Raw genomic sequence first — 23732 nt, 5'->3', positions numbered from 1 at the left:
CACAAGCGGTCCGCCTACCATGGTGCGCGTGCCAAACGTGACCCGCGCCGACGTCGTATCCGCTGCGCGCAACCCGCTCGCCTTCATCGCCGAACGCTGGACCCCGGACCCCAGAACGGTCCGGCGGGCGGCCCTCGCCGCGCTCGTCATGGCGGTGGTCATCGTGGTCACCGGCGGTGCCGTACGGCTGACGGGGTCCGGCCTCGGCTGCCCGACCTGGCCCAAGTGCACCGACGACTCGCTCACCGCGACCCGTGCGATGGGCGTCCACGGCTACATCGAGTTCGGCAACCGCATGCTGACGTACGTGCTGTGCGCGGCGGTCGGCTGGGCGATCATCGCCGCGCGCTCGGAGAAGCCGTACCGGCGGGGCCTGACCCGGCTCGGCTGGGCGCAGTTCTGGGTGGTCATGGGCAACGCGGTGCTCGGCGGGATCGTCGTGCTCGTCGGCCTCAACCCGTACACGGTGGCCGCGCACTTCCTGCTCTCCACCGCGCTGATCGCCGTCGCCACGGTGATGTGGCAGCGGACCCGCGAGGGCGACACCGAGCCGCGTCCGCTGGTCGGCAAGGCGGTGCAGCAGCTGGTGTGGTTCCTGGTGGGCGCGACCGTCCTGCTGATCGCGGTGGGTACGGTCGTCACCGGCGCGGGCCCGCACGCCGGCGACTCCAGCGAGGTCGAGCGCATCCCGCTGGACTGGGAGAGCGTCACCAAGCTGCACGCCGTGCTGGCCTGGATCGTGGTGACGCTGACGTTCGCCCTGTGGTTCGTCCTCAAGGCGGTCGACGCCCCGCGCGGCCCCCTGAGCCGCACCCGCGACCTGTTCCTGGTTCTCCTCGCCCAGGGCGCCGTGGGCTACGTCCAGTACTTCACCGATCTCCCCGAGGTGCTGGTCGGCGCCCATATGCTCGGCTCCTGCCTGGTGTGGATCGCGACCCTCCGGGTGCTGCTCTCCCTGCGGGAGCGGCCGGGGGCCGAGGCGTCGGAGGTCCCCGCCCCGGCGGCGGCCGAGACGCCGGTCGCCACCAACGCCTGAGCCGCCGCGCGTACCCGCCTCAGCCGTACGTCCGTACGAGGGCGTCGATCGCCGGGCCGAGGTACTCCCTGGTCAGGGCGCTCCGCCGGGCGGTCCACTCCTCGCTCGGCGGCCGGTCGCCCGGGCCCTCGTACCGTCGCCGCTCGATGTCCTCGACCACCTCGACGGGCGCGCCCAGCGTGGGCAGCAGGTCCAGGGCCTCCCGCTTCGTGATCAGCCGTCCTTCGGAGAGGGTGACCAGGGCGCGGGCGTGGGTGAGCAGGCCGAGGTCCACCCAGAGGTCGTTGTGCCAGCGGGCGGCCTCGGCGAGTTCGAGCCGCCACTCCCACTGCTCCTGGACGACGGACTCGGCGAGGTCACCGTCCGAGACCGGCGGCAGCAGCTCCTTGACTGCCTCGCCGTGCAGGACCAGCCCGAAGGTGTGCAGCTCGCGCCGGGCGACCGGACCGACCGGCCGTTTGAACAGCTGCTTGCGCGCCCGGGTGAGGTGCCGGCGTTCGACGTCCGCCGCCGTGCCGGGGGTCAGATAGGTGCAGTGCAGCTTGTCGGCCAGCGGATCGGCACGCAGGCGGGCGTGCAGGGATGCCACCCGCCAGACCGTGCTCGGGGTGATCGGGCCCCTGAGGACCGCGATCAGATCGAGGTCGCTGCGGCCCTGCTGGTAGTCGCCGCCGCCGAGTGAGCCGTGTGCCCATACGGCGACGGGGGCCAGGTCGTGCAGCTCGTCGAGGAAGCGGTCGAGTAAGGCGACGGTCGCGTCACTGTGGGTCATGAACTGAGTCTGGACATCTACTCCAGCCCGTACACCCGCCGTGCGTTCCCCGCCGCGATGAGTCCCGCCACGCGTTGCGCGTCCGCGAGGGACCAGGCGCCCTCCGCCACCCAGGTGCCCAGCACCCGTGCCAGCGCCTCACGGAACAGCCGGGCCCCGACCACGTGCAGCTCGGGCAGACCGCCGGCGCCGCTGGAGAAGAGGAGCTTGCCGAAGGGGGCCAGTTCCAGGACCTCGGCGAGTACGCCGGTGGCCCGGGCGCCGGTGCGGACCAGTTCGGCGCCCAGGTCGGCGTAGACGTGCGGGAAGGCTGCGGCGAGGTGGGCGGCGTGGCGGTGGTACGGGTAGCCGTGCAGCAGGACCAGGTCGGTGCCGAGACCGGCGGTGGCACGGGCGAAGTCGGTGAGCAGGACGGGGTCGGTGTGGTCGATGCGCGGGGTGGGGGCGTCCAGGGCGTATCGCGGAAGTCCCGTCGTCCACCCGGAGTGCGGGCCCTGCGGCGTCATGGGGGTCTCCCCGCTCGAGGGCAGCCGAGAGTGGGGGAGCGTGCTCCCGGTGTGCCGGGCGGAAGCCCCCGTACGGGACGTACTTGGGCTTTCGCCCGGTCCGGCGGCGGGGATCCCTCCCGCTCGGGCGAAGCCGAGAGCGGGGGAGTGTGCCAGGCGTCGTGGGGCAGGCGGGACTTTCGCAACACGCCCCAGGCCCGCGTGGAGCTGCAGGGGGCGCCCGGAGGCGACGGCGATCCACAGCAGATGCCGTAGGAGGACCGGGTCGGTGAGGCTGCCGCCGACCGGGCGGTGCGCCAGCCAGCGGCCGGCGGCGCCGCGCACCTCCCCCGGGCCCGGCGGTTCGGGCGCGAGCGCCAGACCGTGCCGTACGCCCGCCACGGATGCGAAGGCCACGGCGCCGGCGGCGGCCGCGTGCACCGACTCGGCGAGGTTGGCGAGGAAGGACTCGACGGTGCCGGAGGTGTCGGCGACCTGTTCGGCGAGGAGTTCGAGGCGGACGATCTCGTGGGCGTCGGCGTTCCCCGTGGAGGCCATCTCGTCCGGTCCGGTGAGGTCGCCGGGCAGTCCGGTGTCGACGAGATAGGTGGTGATGCCGCTGCCCCGCAGCAGTCTGCGGCCCGACTCCAGGACGCCCAGTTCGCGGCGGCGGGCGAGATAGCGGGCGGGCGTGCAGTGGGGTTCAAGACCGAGCAGGGGCGGGCACCAGCGGCGTACCGCGAAGCCGGTCTGGGTGTCGAAGAAGGTCGTACCGGCCGCCGGAGGTCCCTCCGAGCGGGCGAGCTGGGCCTCGAAGGTGCCGAGACCCAGCTCCGTACGGAGAACGCCATGGCAGTACTGGTCCACCAGGGACGGCGTTTCGATCATGACCGGGCTCCCGCGACTGGACGCTGCGCTTGTCGTCAGGTCCTAACGGGAGAACGGGCCTCAGGTGTTGCTGGGGCCGCCGACCTGGATGCCGGCCATGCGCGACCACTCGTAGGGGCCGGTCTTCACCTTCGCCGCGAACTCACCGTCGAAGTCCTCGTGCACGGTGACGCCGGCTTTCCGCACGGCCTGCTCGGCGATGGCGTGGGTCGGGGCCACGAGGTCGCCCCAGCCGCCGTCCTCGCCGACGAGCACGATGCGGGTGCCGCGCTCGCCGATGTAGGCGACCTGGGCCTCGGCGCCGCCGTGGGCCTTGGCGAAGGCGGCGATCTGCTTGGCGAGTCTGGCCGCCTTGCGCTCGGCCTTCGCGGCCGCCTTCGGGTCCGCCTTGGCGTCCGTGGCCTCGTCTACCTGCTTGGTGTCTGCCATGGTCAGGATGCTACCGATGGGTATGCCGTGCGGCGACGGGCGGGTGAGTGGGGTTGGCCACTCACCGTTTCGCCTTGCTGTGGCCGGGCGTGTGCGGGTTGTTCGTGGTTGCTCGCGCCCGCGCGGCGGAGCCACGGATCGACACAGCCCCGCGCCCTTGAAGGGCGCGGGGCTGTGTGCTCGGCCTCAGCGGAGGAAGGGGTCGACCGCCACGGCCACGAACAGGAGCGACACGTACGTGATCGACCAGTGGAACAGGCGCATTTCCTTGAGCTTCCCGCCGGTCACGCCCCCCTTCGCGCGGTTCTGGAGCGCGTGCGCCTCCCAGAGCCACCAGCCGCCGGTCACCAGGGCGACCGAGGTGTAGAACCAGCCGGTGTAGCCGAGGGGGGTCAGCAGCAGGGAGACGGCGACCATCACCCAGCTGTAGAGGACGATCTGCCGGGCGACCACCTTGTTGGAGGCGACCACCGGGAGCATGGGGACGCCGACGCGGGCGTAGTCGTCCTTCACCTTCATCGACAGCGGCCAGTAGTGCGGCGGGGTCCAGAAGAAGATGACGAGGAAGAGGATGACGGCGGCCCAGGACATCGAGTTCGTGACGGCGGACCAGCCGATGAGGACCGGCATGCAGCCGGCGATGCCGCCCCAGACGATGTTCTGTGACGTACGCCGTTTGAGGATCATCGTGTAGACGACGACGTAGAAGAGGAGCGCTCCGAGCGACAGCCAGGCCGACAGCCAGTTGACGAGGACGCCGAACCAGAGGGTGGAGACGACGGCGAGGGTGATGCCGAAGACCAGACCCTCACGCGGGGTGACCATCCCGGTCACCAGCGGGCGCTGCGAGGTGCGCTCCATCAGGGCGTCGATGTCGCGGTCGATGTACATGTTGAGCGCGTTGGCGCCGCCCGCCGAGAGGTAGCCGCCGACGCAGGTGGCGATCACCAGCCAGAGGTCCGGGACGCCCTGTTCGGCCAGGAACATCACCGGAACGGTGGTGATCAGCAGCAGTTCGATGATCCGCGGCTTCGTCAGCGCCACGAACGCCTTGACGCGGGCCCCGATCGGCCGCTGACCCCGGCTGTTGCTCGTGCTGCTCGCCCCGAGCACTCCCGGTGGACGGGATTCGACGGCCGTCACGCACACCCCTGACAGAGACTCCTCAGCAAGCCTCCGGTTGTGAACTCCCCGTGACGGCTCGCGCGTACCACGCCACTGTAGACGTTGCCCAGAGCCAGCCTTTCAAGGGGGTGGGGTCGTGTTGGGAGGCACCGCGCGGTGAGCCGAACACACTTCGGTTGAGCAGTCGGATGAGCGGCTCCGTATTCAGATGTCGAACCAACGGAACCCCCTGGTCTCACCATGCGGAATCACCGTCGGGAGGCGGATCGGGGACCGTCCCGGCAGTCTGGAATGACTCGAAAAAATGCGCGTTGTCACAGGGGTAGGCTCGACTGCGGTCGGCGCCCCGAAGAGCGCCGGCACCAAACATGTGGAGAGGAGCCCTGACCCAGGGTGAGCACCAAGCCGACCACTACAGACCTCGCGTGGACCGAGTTGGACCAGCGGGCCGTCGACACCGCCCGAGTCCTGGCCGCCGACGCCGTACAGAAGGTCGGCAACGGCCATCCGGGTACGGCGATGAGCCTCGCACCCGCCGCGTACACCCTCTTCCAGAAGGTGATGCGCCACGACCCCGCCGACCCCGACTGGGTGGGCCGTGACCGGTTCGTCCTGTCCGCGGGCCACTCCTCCCTGACCCTGTACGTCCAGCTGTACCTGGGCGGCTTCGGGCTGGAGCTGGAGGACCTGGAGTCCTTCCGCACCTGGGGCTCGAAGACCCCGGGCCACCCCGAGTACGGGCACACCAAGGCCGTCGAGACGACGACCGGGCCGCTCGGCCAGGGTGTCGCCAACGCCGTGGGCATGGCCATGGCCGCCCGCTACGAGCGCGGTCTGTTCGACCCGGAGGCCGCCGTCGGCGAGTCCCCGTTCGACCACCACATCTTCGTGATCGCCGGTGACGGCTGCCTCCAGGAGGGCATCTCCGCCGAGGCGTCCTCGCTGGCCGGTCACCAGAAGCTCGGCAACCTCGTGCTGCTGTGGGACGACAACCACATCTCGATCGAGGGCGACACGGAGACGGCCGTCTCCGAGGACGTCACCAAGCGGTACGAGGCGTACGGCTGGCATGTGCAGCGCGTCGAGCCCAAGGAGAACGGCGACCTCGACCCGGTCGCGCTGTACGAGGCGGTCGAGGCCGCGAAGGCGGTCACGGACAGGCCGTCGTTCATCGCGATGCGTTCGATCATCGCCTGGCCCGCCCCGAACGCGCAGAACACCGAGGCCGCGCACGGCTCGGCGCTCGGCGAGGACGAGGTCGCGGCCACCAAGCGGGTCCTCGGCTTCGACCCCGAGAAGCACTTCGAGGTCTCCGAGGCCGTCATCGGTCACACGCGCGCCCTCGGCGAGCGGGGCCGTGAGGCCCGGGCCGCCTGGGAGAAGCAGCTCCAGGAGTGGCGCGACGGCAACGCCGAGCGGGCCGCCGAGTTCGACCGGATCAGCGCGGGCGAGCTGCCCGAGGGCTGGGAGTCGCGGCTGCCGGTGTTCGAGGCGGGCAAGGGTGTCGCCACCCGTGCCGCGTCCGGCAAGGTGCTGCAGGCGCTGGGTGCCGTCATCCCCGAGCTGTGGGGCGGCTCCGCCGACCTCGCGGGCTCGAACAACACGACGATCGACAAGACGTCGTCGTTCCTCCCCGCGGACAACCCGCTGCCGGAGGCGAACCCGTACGGCCGCACGATCCACTTCGGTATCCGCGAGCACGCCATGGCCGCGGAGATGAACGGCATCACGCTGCACGGCAACACCCGTGTCTTCGGCGGCACGTTCCTCGTGTTCTCCGACTACATGCGCAACGCGGTCCGTCTGTCGGCCCTGATGCACCTGCCGGTGACGTACGTGTGGACGCACGACTCCATCGGTCTCGGCGAGGACGGCCCGACGCACCAGCCGGTCGAGCACCTGGCCTCGCTGCGCGCGATCCCGGGCCTGAACGTGGTCCGCCCGGCCGACGCCAACGAGACGGCGATCGCCTGGCGCGAGATCCTCAGGCGCTGGACCAAGGAGTTCGGCAAGGGCGCCCCGCACGGCCTGGCGCTGACCCGTCAGGGGGTGCCGACGTACGAGGCCAACGAGGGTGCCGCCAAGGGTGGTTACGTCCTCTTCGAGGCCGACGGCGGCGACGCCCAGGTGGTGCTGATCGCCACCGGCTCCGAGGTGCATGTGGCCGTGGAGGCGCGCGAGGCGCTCCAGGCGGAGGGCGTGCCCACGCGGGTCGTGTCCATGCCGTCGGTGGAGTGGTTCGAGGAGCAGGACCAGGGGTACCGGGACAGCGTTCTGCCGCCGTCCGTCAAGGCGCGGGTCGCGGTCGAGGCCGGTATCGGTCTGACCTGGCACCGGTACGTCGGTGACGCCGGTCGCATCGTTTCGCTGGAGCACTTCGGCGCTTCGGCCGACGGCAAGGTCCTCTTCCGCGAGTTCGGCTTCACTGCCGAGAACGTGGCCGCCGCCGCGCGGGAATCCCTCGCGGCCACCCAGCGCTGACGCTCGTATATACGACAAGTAGGAGTTTGATTTCCCATGGCAGACGCACTCAAGCGCCTCTCCGAGGAGGGCGTAGCGATCTGGCTGGACGACCTGTCGCGCAAGCGCATCACGTCCGGCAACCTCGCCGAGCTGATCGACCAGCAGCACGTCGTGGGTGTCACCACCAACCCCTCGATCTTCCAGAAGGCGATCAGCAGCGGTGACGGCTACGAGCAGCAGCTCGCCGACCTCGCCGCCCGCAAGGTCACCGTGGACGAGGCGATCCGGATGATCACGACGGCGGACGTCCGTGACGCCGCCGACATCCTGCGCCCGGTCTTCGACGCGACCGGCGGCCAGGACGGCCGGGTCTCCATCGAGGTCGACCCGCGGCTGGCCCACAACACCAAGGCGACGATCGCCGAGGCCAAGCAGCTGGCCTGGCTGGTCGACCGTCCCAACACCCTGATCAAGATCCCGGCGACGAAGGCGGGCCTGCCCGCGATCACCGAGGTCATCGGCCTCGGCATCAGCGTCAACGTCACGCTGATCTTCTCGCTGGAGCGCTACCGCGAGGTCATGGACGCCTACCTGTCCGGTCTGGAGAAGGCGCGCGACCGCGGCCTGGACCTCTCCAAGATCCACTCGGTGGCGTCCTTCTTCGTGTCCCGCGTGGACACCGAGATCGACAAGCGGCTGGACGCGCTGGGCACCGACGAGGCCAAGGCCGCGCGCGGCAAGGCCGGCGTCGCCAACGCGCGCCTCGCCTACCAGGCGTACGAGGAGGTCTTCTCGACCGAGCGCTGGAGCTCGCTGGAGAACGCGGGCGCCAACAAGCAGCGCGCGCTGTGGGCCTCGACCGGTGTGAAGGACCCGGCGTACAAGAGCACGCTGTACGTCGACGAGCTGGTCGCGCCGAACACCGTGAACACCATGCCGGAGGCCACGCTGGAGGCCACCGCCGAGAGCGGCGAGATCAGGGGCAACGCCGTCGCCGGGACCTACGAGCAGTCGCGTGCCGAGCTGGACGCGGTGGAGAAGCTCGGGATCCGGTACGACGACGTGGTCCAGCTGCTGGAGGACGAGGGCGTCGAGAAGTTCGAGGCGTCCTGGAACGACCTGCTCAAGTCGACCGAGGCGGAGCTGGAGCGCCTCGCACCCTCGGAGGGCTGAACACCTTGTCGAGCAGCAATCCGCTGCGTGACGCCGCGGACCGACGGCTCCCGCGTATCGCGGGGCCGTCGGGCCTGGTGATCTTCGGTGTCACAGGCGATCTGTCACGCAAAAAGCTGATGCCTGCCGTGTACGACCTCGCCAACCGCGGACTGCTGCCGCCGGGCTTCTCGCTCGTCGGCTTCGCACGCCGGGAGTGGGCGCACGAGGACTTCGCGCAGGAGGTCCACGACGCGGTCAAGGAGCACGCCCGTACGCCGTTCCGTGAGGAGGTCTGGCAGCAGCTCGTCCAGGGGATGCGCTTCGTCCAGGGCACCTTCGACGACGACGAGGCTTTCAAGCGACTGCGCGACACCATCGAAGAGCTGGACAAGGCGCAGGGTACGGGCGGCAACTTCGCCTTCTACCTCTCCGTGCCGCCGTCCGCGTTCCCCGTCGTCATCCAGCAGCTGAAGAAGCACGGTCTGGCGGACCAGTCGAGCGGGTCCTGGCGCCGCGCGGTCATCGAGAAGCCGTTCGGCCACAACCTGGAGTCCGCGGAGGACCTCAACAAGGTCGTCCACGAGGTCTTCGCCCCGGACCAGGTCTTCCGTATCGACCACTACCTGGGCAAGGAGACCGTCCAGAACATTCTGGCGCTCCGCTTCGCCAACACGATGTTCGAGCCGATCTGGAACCGGTCCTTCGTGGACCACGTTCAGATCACGATGGCCGAGGACATCGGCATCGGCGGCCGGGCCGGTTACTACGACGGCATCGGCGCGGCCCGTGACGTCATCCAGAACCACCTCCTTCAGCTGATGGCGCTGACCGCGATGGAGGAGCCCGCCTCCTTCGACGCGGACGCGCTGGCCGCCGAGAAGACGAAGGTGCTGGGCGCCGTACGGCTGCCGAAGGACCTGGGCCGGGACACCGTGCGCGGGCAGTACGCGGCCGGCTGGCAGGGCGGCGAGAAGGTCATCGGCTACCTCGAAGAGGACGGCATCGACCGCCAGTCGAAGACCGACACGTACGCGGCGATCAAGGTGGAGGTCGACAACCGGCGCTGGGCCGGAGTGCCGTTCTATCTGCGGACGGGCAAGCGCCTCGGCCGCCGGGTGACGGAGATCGCGGTGGTCTTCCAGCGCGCTCCCCACTCCCCCTTCGACCAGACCGCCACCGAGGAACTCGGCCAGAACGCGATCGTCATCCGCGTCCAGCCGGACGAGGGCGTGACGGTCCGCTTCGGCTCCAAGGTGCCGGGCACCTCGATGGAGATCCGGGACGTGTCCATGGACTTCGCCTACGGCGAGTCCTTCACGGAGTCCAGCCCCGAGGCCTACGAACGCCTCATCCTGGACGTCCTCCTCGGCGACTCCAACCTCTTCCCACGCACCGAGGAGGTCGAGCTGTCCTGGAAGATCCTCGACCCGATCGAGGAGTACTGGGACAAGCACGGCACACCCGCCCAGTACGGGGCGGGCACCTGGGGCCCGGTCGAGGCGGACGAAATGCTCGCACGCGAGGGACGGAGCTGGCGCCGGCCATGAAGATAGACCTCACGGACACCACCGCCAGCAAGATCAACAAGGCGCTGGTCAAGGGCCGCCGAGCGATCGGCACCCCGGCCGTCGGCATGGTGCTCACCCTGGTCATCGTGACGGACGAGGAGAACGCCTACGACGCGCTCAAGTCCGCCAACGACGCCTCCCGCGAACACCCCTCCCGCACGATCGTGGTCATCAAGCGCGTCTCCCGCGGGCCCCGCGACCGCACGCAGTCCCGGCTCGACGCCGAGGTGCGGGTGGGCGCGGACGCGAACACCGGCGAGACGGTGATCCTCCGGCTGTACGGCGAGGTCGCGGACCACGCCCAGTCGGTGGTCCTGCCGCTGCTGCTGCCGGACGCGCCGGTCGTGGTGTGGTGGCCGGTCAACGCGCCGCTGGACCCGGCCCGGGACCCGCTGGGCGCGCTCGCCCAGCGCCGGGTGACGGACAGCTACGCGACCGAGAAGCCCGTCGACGAGCTGAAGGCCCGCGCCGACAACTACGAGCCCGGCGACACGGATCTCGCCTGGACCCGGATCACTCCGTGGCGCTCCATGCTGGCCGCCGCGCTCGACCAGGTGAGCTGCGAGGTCATCTCCGCGGAAGTGGAGGGCGAGCAGTACAACCCCAGCGTCGAACTGCTGGCGATGTGGCTGGCGGACCGGCTGCATGTGCATGTGCGGCGGGGAGTGTCGGCCGGTCCGGGCCTCACCGAGGTGCGGATGCGGACGAGCTGCGGGCCCATCACGTTGCGGCGGCCGGACGGTGGCCTCGCCACGCTCACGCTGGAGGACCAGCCGGACCGGGCGGTCGCGCTGAAGCGGCGTGAGACGTCGGAGCTGCTGGCGGAGGAGTTGCGGCGGCTGGACCCCGATGACACGTACGCGTCGGCGTTGCGGTTCGGGGTGGATCGGTTGGGGAGTGCGCTGGGGAGCTCTTCGGTGAGTTCTTCGGGGAGCCCTTCGGTGAGTTCGTCGGGGAGCACCTTGGGGAGCTCTTCGGTGAGTTCGCCGGGGGGCTCGCTGGGCGGGTATCTGGCCAGTGGGCTGACGGATACGGTGCCCGGGTCGGGTGATGACGAGGGGGCGGCTCGGGCGTCGGCGCTCGCGCTGCCGCCTGCGGTGTCGTCGGGCTCTACGTCGGCGTCCTCGGCGTCTTCGTCGGCGTCTTCGTCCGCGTCTTCGTCGGCGTCTTCGTCGGCGTCTTCCAGCGACGGTGACGATGACGGTGACTCCGATCGGCCCACTCCCGCTCAGATGCCTCCCGTGAAGAAGGCGGCCGCGCCGTGAGCACCCCGCAGCTGGTCGTGCATCGCGACAAGGAGCTGATGGCGCAGGCCGCGGCGGCCCGGCTGATCACGAAGATCGTGGACGCGCAGGCCTCGCGCGGCTACGCGTCGGTGGTCCTCACGGGTGGCCGCAACGGCAACGGCCTGCTGGCCGCGCTGGCGGCCGCCCCCGCCCGGGACGCCATCGACTGGGCGCGGCTCGACCTGTGGTGGGGCGACGAGCGGTTCCTGCCCGAGGGCGACCCGGAGCGGAATGTCACGCAGGCCCGTGAGGCGCTGCTGGACTCGGTACCGCTCGACCCGAAGCGGGTGCACGCGATGCCCGCGTCGGACGGTCCGTACGGCAGCGATGTGGACGCGGCGGCCGCGGCGTACGCGGAGGAGCTGGCACGGGCGGCGGGGCCTGAGAACCATGGCTCCGTGCCGACGTTCGACGTGCTGATGCTCGGGGTCGGGCCGGACACCCATGTGGCCTCGCTGTTCCCCGAGTTGCCCGCGGTGCGGGAGACCGAGCGGACGGCGGTCGGGGTGCGTGGTGCGCCGAAGCCGCCACCGAACCGGGTGTCACTGACGTTGCCGGCGATTCGGGCGGCGCGTGAGGTGTGGCTGCTGGCGGCCGGGGCGGACAAGGCGCAGGCCGCGGCGATCGCGCTGTCGGGGGCCGGGGAGATCCAGGCTCCGGCGGCCGGGGCGTACGGCAGGGCGCGGACCCTGTGGCTGCTGGACGCGGCGGCGGCATCGCAGCTGCCGCGGTCGTTGTATCCGCCGGCTTCGCCCTGAGGGAGCTGCGGGCCGGTGAGGGCTTGTCGTGCGGTTCCCCGAGGTCCCTGAAGGGGCCGCGGGGAACCGCACGAGCAACCACGCCGATCCCGCACTCGCCGACCGGACGCACCCCCGAGCTCTTACGCGCAATCGGGGCGAGAACACGACCTCAGCTGTCGAACTCCGCTTCCCGCGTCTCCGGCAGCGCCATCAGGCACAGCAGGCTCAACAGACACAACGCACCCGTGTAGAAGCCCAGCACCAACGGCGACGACCACTGGCTGTTCAGCCACGTCGCCACCAGTGGCGCGAAGCCGCCGCCCAGCGTGTTGGCCAGAATGAACGCGGCGGACGCCCCGGTGTACCGCAGCCGCGCGGGAAACAGCTCCGACAGGAACGCCGCCACCGGCGAGAACATCAACGCGAGCAGCATCAGCCCGACCGTGTACGCCCCGGTGATCACAAAGGCGTTGCGCGAGCTGAGGGACGCGTACATGGGAACCGCCCAGACCACACACCCGACGGCGCCGGTCAGCATCACGGGACGGCGGCCCACCCGGTCGGCCAGCCGCGCCACCGGCAGCGTGATCGCGATCCCGGCCGCGGCCCCCACACTCGCCGCCGTCAGCATCGTGTTCTGCGGGATCCCGAGCGCCTTCGGCCCGTACGACAGGCTGTAGACGATCGTCAGGTAGTACACGGCCGAGCCGCCGATCGCCGCGCCGGTGCCGAGCAGCAGTCGCCCGGGGTACCGCATGACCAGCGTGCCGAGCGGGAAGCGGGACACCGGTGGCCGATTCGTACGGGCCGCCGACTCGGCGAACACCGGTGACTCCTCCACCGTCGTCCGCACCCACAGCCCGATCATGACCAGCACCGCGCTGAGCAGGAACGGAACACGCCACGCCCAGTCGGCGAAGCCGTCGCGGCCGGCGAGGTTGAGCGTCGGCAGGATGACCGCGCTGGAGAGCAGGAAGCCGAGCGAGGGTCCCGTCTGCGGGATGGCCGCGTAGAGCGCGCGGCGCCCGGGCGGGGCGTGCTCGGCGGCGAGGAGCACCGCGCCGCCCCATTCGCCGCCCATGCTCACGCCCTGCAGCAGACGGAGTGTCACGAGCAGGACGGGGGCCAGGAGTCCGGCGGTCTCGTACGTGGGGAGGAGGCCCACGCCGACCGTGGCGAGGCCCATGAGGAGGAGCGAGGCGACCAGGGCCCGTCTGCGGCCGAGGCGGTCGCCGATCGTGCCGAACAGGGCGACGCCGAGCGGGCGGGAGAGGAAGGCCGCGGCGAAGGTGAGGAACGCGGCCAGGGAGGAGACCGTGGCGTTGCCGGAAGGGAAGAAGGCGGGACCGAGGACGAGCGCCGAGGCCGTGCCGTACACGGCGAAGTCGTAGTACTCGATCGTGGTGCCGATCAGGCTCGCCACGGCGATCCGTGACGCCTTGCCGCGCACTTCCAGCGGCGGTAACTCGCCCGGTCTGGGGCCGACGGTCTCGGTCATGGTTTTGGCAGGGAATTCGGGCATGGGGGGCTCACTTCCGGTACGCCCGGATTACGAAGAATCCGAGGCCAGATGGGGACGGCCACGCATGTAACACGAACCGGAGTGCGCCTGTCACCCTAGGCCCGCAAATTCGATTTCCACAAGGAACTCCCGTCGCCACGATTATTCGGACCCGCGCCGGACGGCGAAATACACACAGAGCAGACACACCAACTACCTCGCCACTTTTTGCATAACTTCCCCCGAACACCGCACCCGCAGACCGTCAACCCAGCCTTCCCTGTCAAACAGCTGTCAATATTCATGCGGGTTTCCGTATAAAAATTTGCCCGCCGTCACGCCTTGCCAACTCGTGATCACGCACGGAATGCTGACGCCCCGAGAGAACTTGAAAGTTCTACGACCATCGTTTTTCGGACATGGAGACCGCAACGGGATGCCGCGGTTCGACTTTCTGAAATGCGGCCTCCACGCTGGGAAGGCGCATTACCCGTGCTGAAAACTGGCAAGCCATTACGCTTAAGAAGACTTTCGTTGGCCGGTGACAATCGGCACTTGCTGATCCCGCTGGATCACAGCGTCTCGGACGGCCCCGTGGCCCCGGCCGGCCAATGGGACGACCTGTTGCGCGCACTGGTCGCGGGCGGGGCGGACGGGATCATCGTCCACAAAGGGCGCGCCCGTGGCCTCGCGCCGGACATCCTCAAATCCTGCGCCCTGGTGGTGCACTTGAGCGCCAGTACGGCCTGTGCCACCGACGTCGACGCCAAAGTGCTGGTGGGCGATGTCGAGGAGGCGGTGACGCTCGGCGCGGACGCGGTCAGCGTCCATGTGAACATCGGCTCGGACACCGAGTCCCGGCAGCTCGCCGACCTCGGCGCGGTCGCCCGCTCCTGCGACACGTGGGGCATGCCGCTGATCGCGATGGTCTACCCCCGGGGCCCCCGGATCGACAATCCGCACGACCCCGCGCTCCTCGCGCACATCGTCAACGTCGCCGCGGACCTGGGCGCCGACATGGTGAAGACCTCCGTGGCCCTGCCGCTGGAGCGGATGGCCGAGGTCGTGGCCCACAGCCCCATCCCCGTCCTGGCCGCCGGCGGCCCCCCGGACGGCTCCGACCTCATCGAGTACGGCCGGGCCGTGATGGCCTCCGGCTGCCGGGGACTGGCCGTCGGCCGCCGGATCTTCTCGGCCCCCTCCCCCGCCTCCCTGGTCGCCCGGCTCGCCGCGGTCGTGCACTCCGGCACCGACGGCGACCTGGCCAAGGGCATGGCCGAAGACATGAGCATGACCAACTACTCGACGACGATCGTGGCAGGTGTCGCATGAGGTTCGCATGGATCGATCTCCGTGAAGTCCCCCGTCCGCAGCTCCAGGCGGTGGTGGACGCGGCCGTCCACACCCGGATGGCCGGAGTGCTCTCCGCCGACGCCGAACTCCTCGCGACGCTGCCGCCGACCGTGACCCGGGTGCTGGTCCCCGGCGGCCCGTCCGCGGCCCCCGTGAAGAAGGCCGACAAGGAGGCCAAGGACCCGGCGAAGGACTCCGCCAACGCCAAGGAGGCCAAGCCCGGCACCGGCATCGACCTCCTGCTGCGCAAGTTCACCACCCAGGACGAGCTGGACGCCCTCGCCGCGGAGAACCGCGCGGCCACCGTAACCCCTATGACCGGTTACATCGACGTACGGGACGACCGCACCCTGCGCCTGTCCTGCGCCGGCGCCATGGTGCTGCCGTACACGGTCATCCACTTCGCGGACCCGACGAAGATCCCGCTGGAGATCGTGCTCGCGGCGGCCGAGTCCGCCGAGGGGAAGCTGGTGACCGTCGTCGCCGACCTCGAAGAGGCGGCCATCGTCTTCGACGTCCTGGAGCGCGGCTCGGACGGCATCCTGTTCACGCCCCGTGGAGCCGACGACGTGTTCGCGCTGGCCCGGCTGCTGGAGGCCACCACGCCCCAGCTGGAGATGTCGACGCTGACCGTGGAGAGCATCCGGCACGTCGGGCTCGGCGACCGGGTCTGTGTGGACACCTGCTCGCACTTCGAGGAGGACGAGGGCATCCTCGTGGGCTCGTACTCCTCCGGGTTCGTGCTCTGCTGCAGCGAGACGCATCCGCTGCCGTACATGCCGACGCGGCCGTTCCGGGTCAACGCCGGTGCCCTGCACTCGTACACGCTCGGCCCCGACAACCGCACCAACTACCTCAGCGAGGTCGGCTCCGGCAGCGCCCTGCTCGCGGTGGGCGCCGACGGGCGGACCCGGCGTGTCGTCGTTGGGAGAGCGAAGTTGGAATCCAGGCCGCTCCTGGAGATCCGTACGCACGCCGAGGACGGACGGCTGGTCAGCCTGACCGTGCAGGACGACTGGCACGTACGGGTGCTCGGCCCCGGCGGCAAGGTCCTCAACGTCACCGAACTCCAGGCCGGTGACGAGCTGCTCGGCTATCTGGCCCAGGACAAGCGCCATGTGGGCCTGCCCATCGGCGAGTTCTGCAAGGAGGTCTGAGGGCCGATGGGCGAGCTCGTGGACGAGGAGGGGGAGGAGGGGATGGGCTCCCTGGTCCAGCGGCTGTTCGACGCGCGGGACGACGCCCTCCCCTATCTCACACACCAGCAGGAGACGGTCCGCCGAGGGGAGTTACGGGAGCGGGTGGCCAAACAGGCCGCCGTGTTCGCCGGGTACGGCATCGGCCCCGGCAGCACCGTGGGGCTGAGGACCCCGCCCAGTTTCACCCAGGTCGAGGTGCTGCTCGCGCTGTGGCGGCTGGGTGCGCAGGTGCTGCTCTTCGACTTCCGGCTCAAACCGGCCGAGGTGGAGGCGCTCAGTGCCGTCTGCCGGCCGCAGTTCATGGTCGGGGCGGGGACGAACGTCCGGGCCGCGTTCGGTTTCCGGCCCGAGTACGAGGTCACCACCGAAGCTCGCCGAAGCGGACGGCCCGCCGCCACCGAGCACCGGCTCGTCCAGTTCAGCTCCGGGTCCACCGGGCGGCCGAAAGTGATCGGCAGGACCGCGCGGTCGCTCACCGAGGAGATCGAGCGGTTCGCGGCGATCCCCGGGATGCCCGGCGAGGGCGACCGGCTGCTGCTGCTCAGCTCGACCGCGCACAGCTTCGGCCTGGTCGCCGGGCTGCTGCACTCGCTGTGGGCCGGGGTCTCAGTGGTCTTCGCGCCCCGCGTCTCCGCCCGCGACATCCTGCGGACCGCCGTCGAGCACCGGATCACCGCCCTGTTCGGGGTGCCGATGCACTACGAACTCCTCGCCTCCGCGATCGACCCGCCCGGCCTGTCCGAGCTGCGCGTCGCCGTGTCGGGCGGCGAGCTGATGCCCCCGGAGGTCGCCGCGCGGTTCGCCGAGCGGTACGGCGTACGGGTCGGCGAGTCCTACGGCACCACCGAGACCGGTGTGGTCGCCATGGACGCGAGCGGCACACTGCGGCCCGCGGTCGGCCCGGCCGCGCCGGGCGTGGTGGTACGGGCGCACCAGGGCGAGCTGGACGTGGCGCTCGCCCGGTCGCCGTACCTCCACGACTCGGGCGGCGTCCAGTACACGGACGGCTGGCTGCACACCCGGGACCGGGCCGTGATCTCCGCCGACGGGGTGGTGACCGTGGGCGGTCGCGCCGACTCCCTCGTCGTGATCGGCGGCCTCAAGGTGGACCTCACCGAGGTCGAGCACGTGCTTCGTGAGCACCCGGCGGTCGAGCAGGCGGTCCTCGTCCACGAGGGCGTGACCGAGGCGTATGTCGCGCTCTCCGCCGACGCCCTGTCGGCCGGGGCCGAGCCGCCGTCCGCCGAGGAACTGCTGCGCTGGTGCCGGGAGCGGCTGGCCGACTACAAGCTGCCACGCCTGATCCGGCTGCTGGAGGCGCTGCCGCGTACCTCCAACGGCAAGCTCGTACGCCAGGCGGCGACGCTTCAGGCGGCGGCCGGCGGCGGGGCGTAGGGGCTCCGGGCACCTCCCCTTCGCGCGTCCTCTTTCGCACGTCCTCCCTTCTTCCTTCTTCTCTTCCTTCTTTCGCACGTCCTTTCTTCTGGAGATGTTGAGCATGAGCACGTCGACCTTGGAAGACGAGATCCGCGACTTCGTCCTGAGCGCGGTCATCGACGAGATGAACATCCTGACGAGCCGCGACGGCATCACGGACGACAGCCCGGTGACCGTCGGCGGGCTCGAGGTGGACTCGCTGAGCCTGATCGAGCTCACCCTGCGGCTGGAGTCGCGGTTCGGTGTGGAGATCCCGGACACCGACATCGAGCCGCTGGCCTCCCTGACCCTCGGCGGGCTCGTCGCCGAGGTCGTCCGACGCGGTGCGAAGGCATGAGCGCGGAGGCCTCCGCACTGTCCGTCATCACCACCGACACCGTCCGGGACCTGCTGTCGGACCGCAAGATCTTCCCCGGTGTCCCCGAGGACCTCGGCGAGGACGCCGAACTGGTCCTGGACTCCCTGGGGTTGGTGTGGCTGCTGCATGTGGTGGAGGAGCGGTACGGGCTGGTGGTGGAACCCGGCGACGAGGACATCGACCGGCTGACGTCGCTCCGGAGCCTCACCGAGTTCCTGCGGGCCGCGCAGGCGGCGGACCAGGCGGAGGGCGGTGAGCGCGTTGACCGGTGAGGTCACGGTGACCGGCTTCGGCGTGCGCACCGCGTTCGGCACGGGTGCCGAGGCCCTGCGGCGCGGGGTCTTCGCGGGCGTCCCCGCCTTCGCTCCCACGACGAGGTTCGACACCGGCCCGTACCGTACGCCGATGGCGGCCGCGGCCCCGGACGGCCCCGGCGCGGTCGAGGACTGGGCCCTGCGCCACGCGCTCGCCGGGTGCGGGGCCGAGGCCCTGGACATGGCGGGCCTGCCCTCGGGCACGGAGGCGGCGGTGCTGCTGGGCATCGCCGGGGACAGCACGAGCATCACCCGGTACTGGCGGGGCGGCGCGGCTTCCCCGTCGGAGGGCCCGGGCAGTGGGAGTGGGCCGGGCGGAGCGGCTCGGGATGGCTCCGGGACCGCTGCGGCGGACCGTCATCGCCATCCGGCGGACGGGCCGCCCGGCGCGCCCCCGGGCGGCGAGAGCCATGGCGCCGCGTCCGCCGGGCATCCCGGCGGTGACGCGGCCCGGCACACCGCGGGCGAGGCCGCCGAGCGGCTCGCCACGGCCGCGAACGTCCCGGTGGAACGGCTCGCCGACGCCGTCCCCGCCCACCTCGCCGAACTGCTGGCCGGCCGCCTCGGGCTGACCGGCCCCCGCCTCACCTTCACCAACGCGTGCGTCGCCTCGGCCGCCGCGATCATCCACGCCTGCCGGCTGATCTCCTCCGGGCGGATCGACGTGGCGGTGTGCGCCGGGGGCTATCTGGTGGAGGAGGAGACCTTCGGCAAGTTCGACTCCGGCCGGGCGCTGTCCAAGGACGGCGTGGTGCGGCCGTTCAGCGCCGACCGTTCCGGGCTGCTGCTGGGCGACGGCGTCGCGGCCGTCGTACTGGAGTCCGCCGAGCACGCCCGGCGGCGTGGCGCCCGTCCGCTGGCGAGCGTGGTCGGCTGGGGCGCGGCCACCGACGCCCACCACATCGCCCAGCCGCACCCGGAGGGCGTGGGTCTGGCCCGCTCGGCACGCCAGGCGCTGCGGCTCGCCGGGGACCCGGAAGGGGCGGCCCTCGGTTACGTCAACGCGCATGGCACGGGCACCAAGTACAACGACGGCGCCGAGACCAGGGGCCTGCGGGCCGCGTTCCCCGAGCGGGCCGAGTCGATCCCGGTCAGCTCCACCAAGAGCACCACCGGCCACCTCCTGGAGGCCGCGGGCGTCGTGGAGTTCGTGATCACGCTGCTGGCCCTGACGGACGGCGTGATCCCGCCGACCGCCGGGTTCGGCCTGCCCGACCCCGAATGCGACCTCGACTACGTGCCGAACCGGCCCCGCCAGGCCGATCTGCGCCGCGCCCTCACCATCAACGCCGCCTTCGGGGGCGCCAACACCGCGCTCGTGCTGGAGCGGCCATGACGAGCGAGACCATGAACAAGGCCGTACTCCGCTCCCCTCTCGGCATCCTCACCGCCACCGCCGCCACCCATGGCACCGGCCACGCCGACGACATCGCGCTCCCCCGACTGCCCGGCTTCGTCGAGTCGGCGTTCAGCCCGCTCGCCTTCGAGGTCGCCCGGCGCTGTCTGACCGAGCGGGCAGGTGACGGCTCCCGTACGGCCGTGGTGCTGGCCAGTCTGATGGGCGACACCACGACCGCGGACCTGGCGAGCCGACGGGTGGTGTCGGGGCGGGTCCACAACCCCCTGCTGTTCATGCAGGCCACCGCCAACTCCGTGCTGGGGCACACCAGTCGCGAGTTCGGGATCACCGGGCAGATGTTCAGCCTCTCGACGCTCGACGACCCGGTGACGGAACTGCTGGCCATGGCGGATCTGCTCCTGGAGGACCCGGAGCTGGACCGCGTCCTGGTCGTGGGCGTGGAACTGGGCGGCGGCGAACGGCTGGCCGCCGCGTACCGGGACCTCGTCGCGGACGGCGGCCGCCCGGTCCCGGACCTCCCCGAGTCGGCGGCTCTGGGGGCGGCGGTGCTGCTCGGCCGCCCGGGCGCCGAGACCCCGGTCACGATCAGGGCCGAGGCATCGTCCCTGATCGCCGAAGCCCGCCACCCGGGCAGTGTCGAGGGCCTGTTCGACCTGGTCAGCGCCCACCGGCGGCTGCTGGACGAGGGCGGCGAACCCATCCCGGTGCCCCCCGCCTTCGTCCTCACCACGCACGCGCTCCCCGAAAGAAACGAGACCGAACCCCATGCTCATCAGTAGGCAGGAGCGGGCGCGGATCTGCTCCGACACCGAACTCGGCGCCGGCAACGTCCTGGCCCGCCTCAAGGCGTACGACCGCCCGCTCGACGAGCCCGTACTGCGCGCGGACGGCACCTGGCGGGCCCCGGACGGCAGCCACCCCGAGGTGCTGACGCTCGGGCAGCTGTACGAGGTGGTCGAGACGTACGCGGGTTGGTACGCGCAGCAGGGCGTGCGCCCGCGCGACCCCGTGGCCGTGCACTCCTTCTCCAGCGCCGAGTTCGCGGTGAACTTCCTGGCGCTGACGTCCCTCGGCGCGATCCCGTCGTTCGTCAACGGCAACCTCTCCCCGGAGACCGCCCGGGAGTACGTGCGCCGGCAGGGCGCGGTCGGCGCGTTCACGGACGCTGTCCACCACAAGGTGCTCGCGGACTCCGGGCTCGGCTTCTGCGTGACGGCCGCCGACATCCGGCCGGAGCACCGCGAGCTGCTCCCGCCGACGTACCCGTACCGGCACGACCCCACCGACCCGGTGCTCATCTCGCACTCCTCCGGCACCACCGGCATGCCCAAGGGGGTGCCGCACACCCACCGGACGCTGATGTACGCGCAGCTGCACCGGCTGCGCTACTCCACCGGCACCGATATGGAGCGCACGCTGGTCGGGCTGCCGGGCGCGCACAACGCGATGGTGGCGACGCTGCTGTACTGCCTGCTGCTGCGCACCGACATCAAGCTGCTGTCCAGCCAACGCGGCACCGATGTGCTGGACGGCATCGAGGAGTTCCGGCCGACGACCGTGCTGGCCTTCGCCGGGACCTTCGGCGAGATGGCGGCCGAGGAGCTGGGCGCCCGTGATCTGTCCAGCGTGCAGGTGTGGTTCAACACCGGGGACGCGGCGCACGAGGCGCACATCCGGGCGCTCGTCCAGCACGGGAGCCATGTCGAGATCCGCCGGGACCTCAGCCGTACACGGGTCGAGGGCTCGGTCTTCGTGGACGGGCTGGGCTCCTCGGAGGCCGGCTACTCCGTCTTCCACAACCGGCACACCAAGGACACCTCGGCGTACTCGCGCTGCATCGGCAAGCCGATCAGCTTCGCCGAGGCCGCCGTGCTCGCGGAGGACGGCACCCCGCTGCCGCCCGGCGAGATCGGCCGCCTCGGCTTCAAGTCGCCCACGCTGACGCCGGGTTACTGGAACGACTCGCTGACCTGGAACCGGATGAGGCTCGGCGGCTACTGGCTCACCGGCGACCTCGCCCACCAGGACGAGGAAGGCAACTTCTACCACCTGGACCGGGCCCCGGACGCCATCCGCACCCGCCACGGCATCCTCTTCTCCACCCGCACCGAGGAACTCCTGCTGGCCGAACTGCCCGAACTGGCCGACTGCACGGTCGTCGGGGTCGCCCCGGACGGCGTACGGGCCGACTGGGACGGCGACGGGGAGGCCGAGGCGTACGCGCTGCTCCAGCTACCCGACGAAGACGGCGCGGACGGCGCGGACGGTGCGGACGGTGCGGCCGGTGCCGTCGGTGCCGTCGGTGCCGTCGGCGACGAGGAGTGGACCGGGCGCGTCAACGCGGTGCTGACGGCCGCCGGGTTCCCGCCGGTGGACCGGGCCCTGCGGATGAAGCCGGACGACGTGGCCAAGGGCGCCACCGGCAAGGTCCTCAAACGAGTGATGCGCGACAGGTTCGCCGCCAAGGAGCAGCACGCATGAGCACAAGCACAGGCGACGGGGTCAACCACCGCGCCCGGGCCGGTGAGGCGTACCGGCTGTGGTGGCAGCACGACGCCAACTGGTACCAGGGGGTGGCCGCGCGGTTCGGGCAGGAGGTCGCGAACGAGATCAACGCCGAGGCGCTGCGCAAGGTCGCCCTGCACGTCGGCCAGCGCGTCGGCCGTCTCGCCGGTCCGCTCCCCGACACCGGCGACACCCGCAAGGACCTGGAGGAGCTGCGCCGCCGCTACGACGACTGCGGCGACCGGATGTTCCCGCCGGAGCTGCGCAACGCCGCCACCGAGGTCGAGGACGACGACCTGATCGTGCTCACACTCAAGCGGAACTTCGCGATCACCATGGTCCGGATGGCCGGTTCGCTGGACGGCTACCGCTGCCCGTGCACCGACATCCACGCGGGCTGGTCCGAGGGCCTCGGCGTGACCCTCACGGAGAACAGGGCCGAGAGCTGTCTGCGCGACGGCGACAAGGCGTGCCGGCTGCTGATGCGGGTCGCGACGCCGGTCGCCGCGGGCGGGGAGGGCTGAGGCATGCGCATTCTTGTCGCCGGTGCCACGGGAGTGGTCGGCCATCCGCTGGTGGGTGCGCTGCGGGCGCGGGGCCATCAGGTGAGCGCGCTGGTACGTCCGGGGTCGCGGGCCCGGGCCCCGGAGGCGGACGAGGTGGTGGTCGCCGACGCCCTCGACCGCGAGGCCCTGCTGTCGGCGGTGGCGGCGGCCCGGCCCGAGGTGGTCGTCCACCAGATGTCGGCGCTGCGGCTGCTTCGCGACGATCCGCCGGGCGCGTTCGCGCTGACCGCGCGGCTGCGCACCGAGGGCACCGCCCATCTGGTGGAGGCGGCCCGCGCGGCCGGCGCCCGACGCCTGGTCGCCCAGTCCATCGCCTTCGCCGCCGCCCCGGCCGGGGATCCGGTCCTCGACGAGGACGCGCCCCTGTACGTGGACGCCCCCGACGCCGGCTGGTCCTCGACGGTACGAGCCGTCGCCGAGCTGGAACGCCAGGTCACGGGCAGCGGCCTCGCGGGCGTGGTGCTGCGGTACGGCACGCTGTACGGCCCCGGCACGGCGTACGCCCGTACCGGCGGCGGTACGGCCCAGTCGGTCCTCGCCGGACGGCTGCCGCTGCCCGGCGGCGGCTCCGGGATCATGTCGTTCCTGCACGTCGAGGACGCGGTGGGCGCGGCGGTGACGGCCGTCGAGTCGGAGGCGACCGGGATCTTCCATGTGACGGACGACGACCCGGCCCCGGCCGCCCAGTGGCTGCCCCACCTCGCCCGCGTCCTGGCCGCCCCCTCCCCCCGTACGATCCCGGCGGCCCTGGCCCCCCGACTGCTCGGCTGGTTCATGGCCCACCAGCTCACGGCGGCCCACGGCGCGGCCAACGACCGGGCCCGTACGGCGCTGCCCTGGAAGCCGACGCGACCGAGCTGGCGAGACGGGCTGGGCCAGGAGTGACAGGGTCCGGCGACGGGGTCGCGAGGAGTGCGGCGGGGGTGGGGCGTGGTGGCCCGGCGACGGGCGCGGCCACGTTCGAGACGAGCGCGGCCAGGTCCGAGGGTGGGTCGACCGCGAGCACGGGAGGGTTTGAGGGCGGCCCGGCGGCCGGCGCGGCCGGGCCTGTGAGGGGCCCGGCGGAGAGTGCGGCTGAGCCCGTGGACGGCCCGGCGCCGAGTGCGACCGGGCCCCTGGGCGGCCCGACCGCGAGTGCGGCGAGGCCCGTGGACGGCCGGCCCACGCACACGGCAGGGCCCGAAGGCAGTGC

Annotated in this window: 21 protein-coding genes; 16 read left to right on the top strand and 5 right to left on the bottom strand. The window is 71.4% G+C overall.

Annotated features, from left to right (window positions below):
* Window positions 1-19: 19 nt before the first annotated feature.
* The gene (locus tag SGFS_RS42725) at window positions 20-1036 is read left to right on the top strand and encodes a COX15/CtaA family protein (RefSeq protein WP_286257752.1); all 1017 of its coding nucleotides are present in this window, start codon (window positions 20-22) and stop codon (window positions 1034-1036) included.
* A 19-nt stretch (window positions 1037-1055) separates the two neighbouring features.
* On the opposite strand, the gene SGFS_RS42720 is transcribed toward SGFS_RS42725, so the two are convergent.
* The 4 genes from SGFS_RS42720 to SGFS_RS42705 form a co-directional block, all read right to left on the bottom strand.
* On the bottom strand, window positions 1056-1808 hold the full coding sequence (locus SGFS_RS42720) for a DUF4111 domain-containing protein (protein WP_286257751.1): 753 nt from the start codon (window positions 1806-1808) through the stop codon (window positions 1056-1058).
* Between the two features lie 17 nt (window positions 1809-1825).
* On the bottom strand, window positions 1826-3181 hold the full coding sequence (locus SGFS_RS42715; RefSeq protein ID WP_286257749.1) for an amidohydrolase family protein: 1356 nt from the start codon (window positions 3179-3181) through the stop codon (window positions 1826-1828).
* Between the two features lie 60 nt (window positions 3182-3241).
* Entirely contained in the window at window positions 3242-3610 is a 369-nt protein-coding gene (locus SGFS_RS42710; protein WP_286257748.1) for a hypothetical protein, read from the bottom strand.
* Between the two features lie 186 nt (window positions 3611-3796).
* On the bottom strand, window positions 3797-4753 hold the full coding sequence (locus tag SGFS_RS42705) for a heme o synthase (RefSeq protein ID WP_286257746.1): 957 nt from the start codon (window positions 4751-4753) through the stop codon (window positions 3797-3799).
* A 375-nt stretch (window positions 4754-5128) separates the two neighbouring features.
* On the opposite strand from SGFS_RS42705, the gene tkt reads away from it, so the two are divergent.
* The 5 genes from tkt to pgl are packed head-to-tail and all read left to right on the top strand — an operon-like array spanning window position 5129 to window position 11965.
* On the top strand, window positions 5129-7216 hold the full coding sequence (tkt, locus tag SGFS_RS42700; RefSeq protein WP_286257745.1) for a transketolase: 2088 nt from the start codon (window positions 5129-5131) through the stop codon (window positions 7214-7216).
* Between the two features lie 36 nt (window positions 7217-7252).
* Complete coding sequence (tal, locus tag SGFS_RS42695) at window positions 7253-8371, top strand: transaldolase (RefSeq protein WP_286257743.1); 1119 nt, start codon at window positions 7253-7255, stop codon at window positions 8369-8371.
* A 5-nt stretch (window positions 8372-8376) separates the two neighbouring features.
* Entirely contained in the window at window positions 8377-9900 is a 1524-nt protein-coding gene (gene zwf, locus SGFS_RS42690) for a glucose-6-phosphate dehydrogenase (RefSeq protein ID WP_286257741.1), read from the top strand.
* Complete coding sequence (gene opcA, locus SGFS_RS42685; RefSeq protein WP_286257740.1) at window positions 9897-11186, top strand: glucose-6-phosphate dehydrogenase assembly protein OpcA; 1290 nt, start codon at window positions 9897-9899, stop codon at window positions 11184-11186. The genes zwf and opcA overlap by 4 nt, the downstream gene beginning before the upstream one ends.
* On the top strand, window positions 11183-11965 hold the full coding sequence (gene pgl, locus SGFS_RS42680) for a 6-phosphogluconolactonase (RefSeq protein ID WP_286257738.1): 783 nt from the start codon (window positions 11183-11185) through the stop codon (window positions 11963-11965). Before opcA ends, pgl begins: the two co-directional genes overlap by 4 nt.
* A gap of 151 nt (window positions 11966-12116) precedes the next feature.
* Here the strand turns inward: pgl and SGFS_RS42675 are convergent, their stop codons facing one another.
* On the bottom strand, window positions 12117-13469 hold the full coding sequence (locus tag SGFS_RS42675) for an MFS transporter (protein ID WP_286257736.1): 1353 nt from the start codon (window positions 13467-13469) through the stop codon (window positions 12117-12119).
* Between the two features lie 471 nt (window positions 13470-13940).
* Between SGFS_RS42675 and SGFS_RS42670 the strand changes: the two genes are divergently transcribed.
* From SGFS_RS42670 to SGFS_RS42625, 10 genes are all read left to right on the top strand, one after another.
* Window positions 13941-14780 (top strand): 2-amino-3,7-dideoxy-D-threo-hept-6-ulosonate synthase, encoded by an 840-nt coding sequence (locus SGFS_RS42670; protein ID WP_434028145.1) that lies wholly within the window; start codon window positions 13941-13943, stop codon window positions 14778-14780.
* Window positions 14777-15958: a 3-dehydroquinate synthase II family protein gene (locus SGFS_RS42665; protein ID WP_286257733.1), complete on the top strand. Its 1182-nt coding sequence runs from the start codon at window positions 14777-14779 to the stop codon at window positions 15956-15958. The genes SGFS_RS42670 and SGFS_RS42665 overlap by 4 nt, the downstream gene beginning before the upstream one ends.
* A gap of 6 nt (window positions 15959-15964) precedes the next feature.
* Complete coding sequence (locus SGFS_RS42660; RefSeq protein WP_286257732.1) at window positions 15965-17395, top strand: class I adenylate-forming enzyme family protein; 1431 nt, start codon at window positions 15965-15967, stop codon at window positions 17393-17395.
* Between the two features lie 94 nt (window positions 17396-17489).
* Entirely contained in the window at window positions 17490-17774 is a 285-nt protein-coding gene (locus SGFS_RS42655; protein WP_286257731.1) for an acyl carrier protein, read from the top strand.
* Window positions 17771-18067, top strand: coding sequence for an acyl carrier protein (locus tag SGFS_RS42650; protein WP_286257730.1), 297 nt, complete (start codon window positions 17771-17773; stop codon window positions 18065-18067). The genes SGFS_RS42655 and SGFS_RS42650 overlap by 4 nt, the downstream gene beginning before the upstream one ends.
* The gene (locus SGFS_RS42645) at window positions 18057-19445 is read left to right on the top strand and encodes a beta-ketoacyl-[acyl-carrier-protein] synthase family protein (RefSeq protein ID WP_286260338.1); all 1389 of its coding nucleotides are present in this window, start codon (window positions 18057-18059) and stop codon (window positions 19443-19445) included. The genes SGFS_RS42650 and SGFS_RS42645 overlap by 11 nt, the downstream gene beginning before the upstream one ends.
* Complete coding sequence (locus SGFS_RS42640; protein ID WP_286257729.1) at window positions 19442-20248, top strand: beta-ketoacyl-[acyl-carrier-protein] synthase family protein; 807 nt, start codon at window positions 19442-19444, stop codon at window positions 20246-20248. Before SGFS_RS42645 ends, SGFS_RS42640 begins: the two co-directional genes overlap by 4 nt.
* Complete coding sequence (locus SGFS_RS42635; protein WP_286257727.1) at window positions 20235-21950, top strand: class I adenylate-forming enzyme family protein; 1716 nt, start codon at window positions 20235-20237, stop codon at window positions 21948-21950. The genes SGFS_RS42640 and SGFS_RS42635 overlap by 14 nt, the downstream gene beginning before the upstream one ends.
* Window positions 21947-22498 (top strand): hypothetical protein, encoded by a 552-nt coding sequence (locus SGFS_RS42630; RefSeq protein ID WP_286257725.1) that lies wholly within the window; start codon window positions 21947-21949, stop codon window positions 22496-22498. The genes SGFS_RS42635 and SGFS_RS42630 overlap by 4 nt, the downstream gene beginning before the upstream one ends.
* Window positions 22499-22501: 3 nt before the next feature.
* Window positions 22502-23425, top strand: coding sequence for an NAD-dependent epimerase/dehydratase family protein (locus SGFS_RS42625; RefSeq protein ID WP_286257724.1), 924 nt, complete (start codon window positions 22502-22504; stop codon window positions 23423-23425).
* Window positions 23426-23732 lie beyond the last annotated feature (307 nt).

Source organism: Streptomyces graminofaciens (assembly GCF_030294945.1).
GTDB lineage: Bacteria > Actinomycetota > Actinomycetes > Streptomycetales > Streptomycetaceae > Streptomyces > Streptomyces graminofaciens.
The sequence above is the reverse complement of the archived record's forward strand: the minus strand, read 5'-3'. Positions and strand labels throughout refer to the sequence as shown.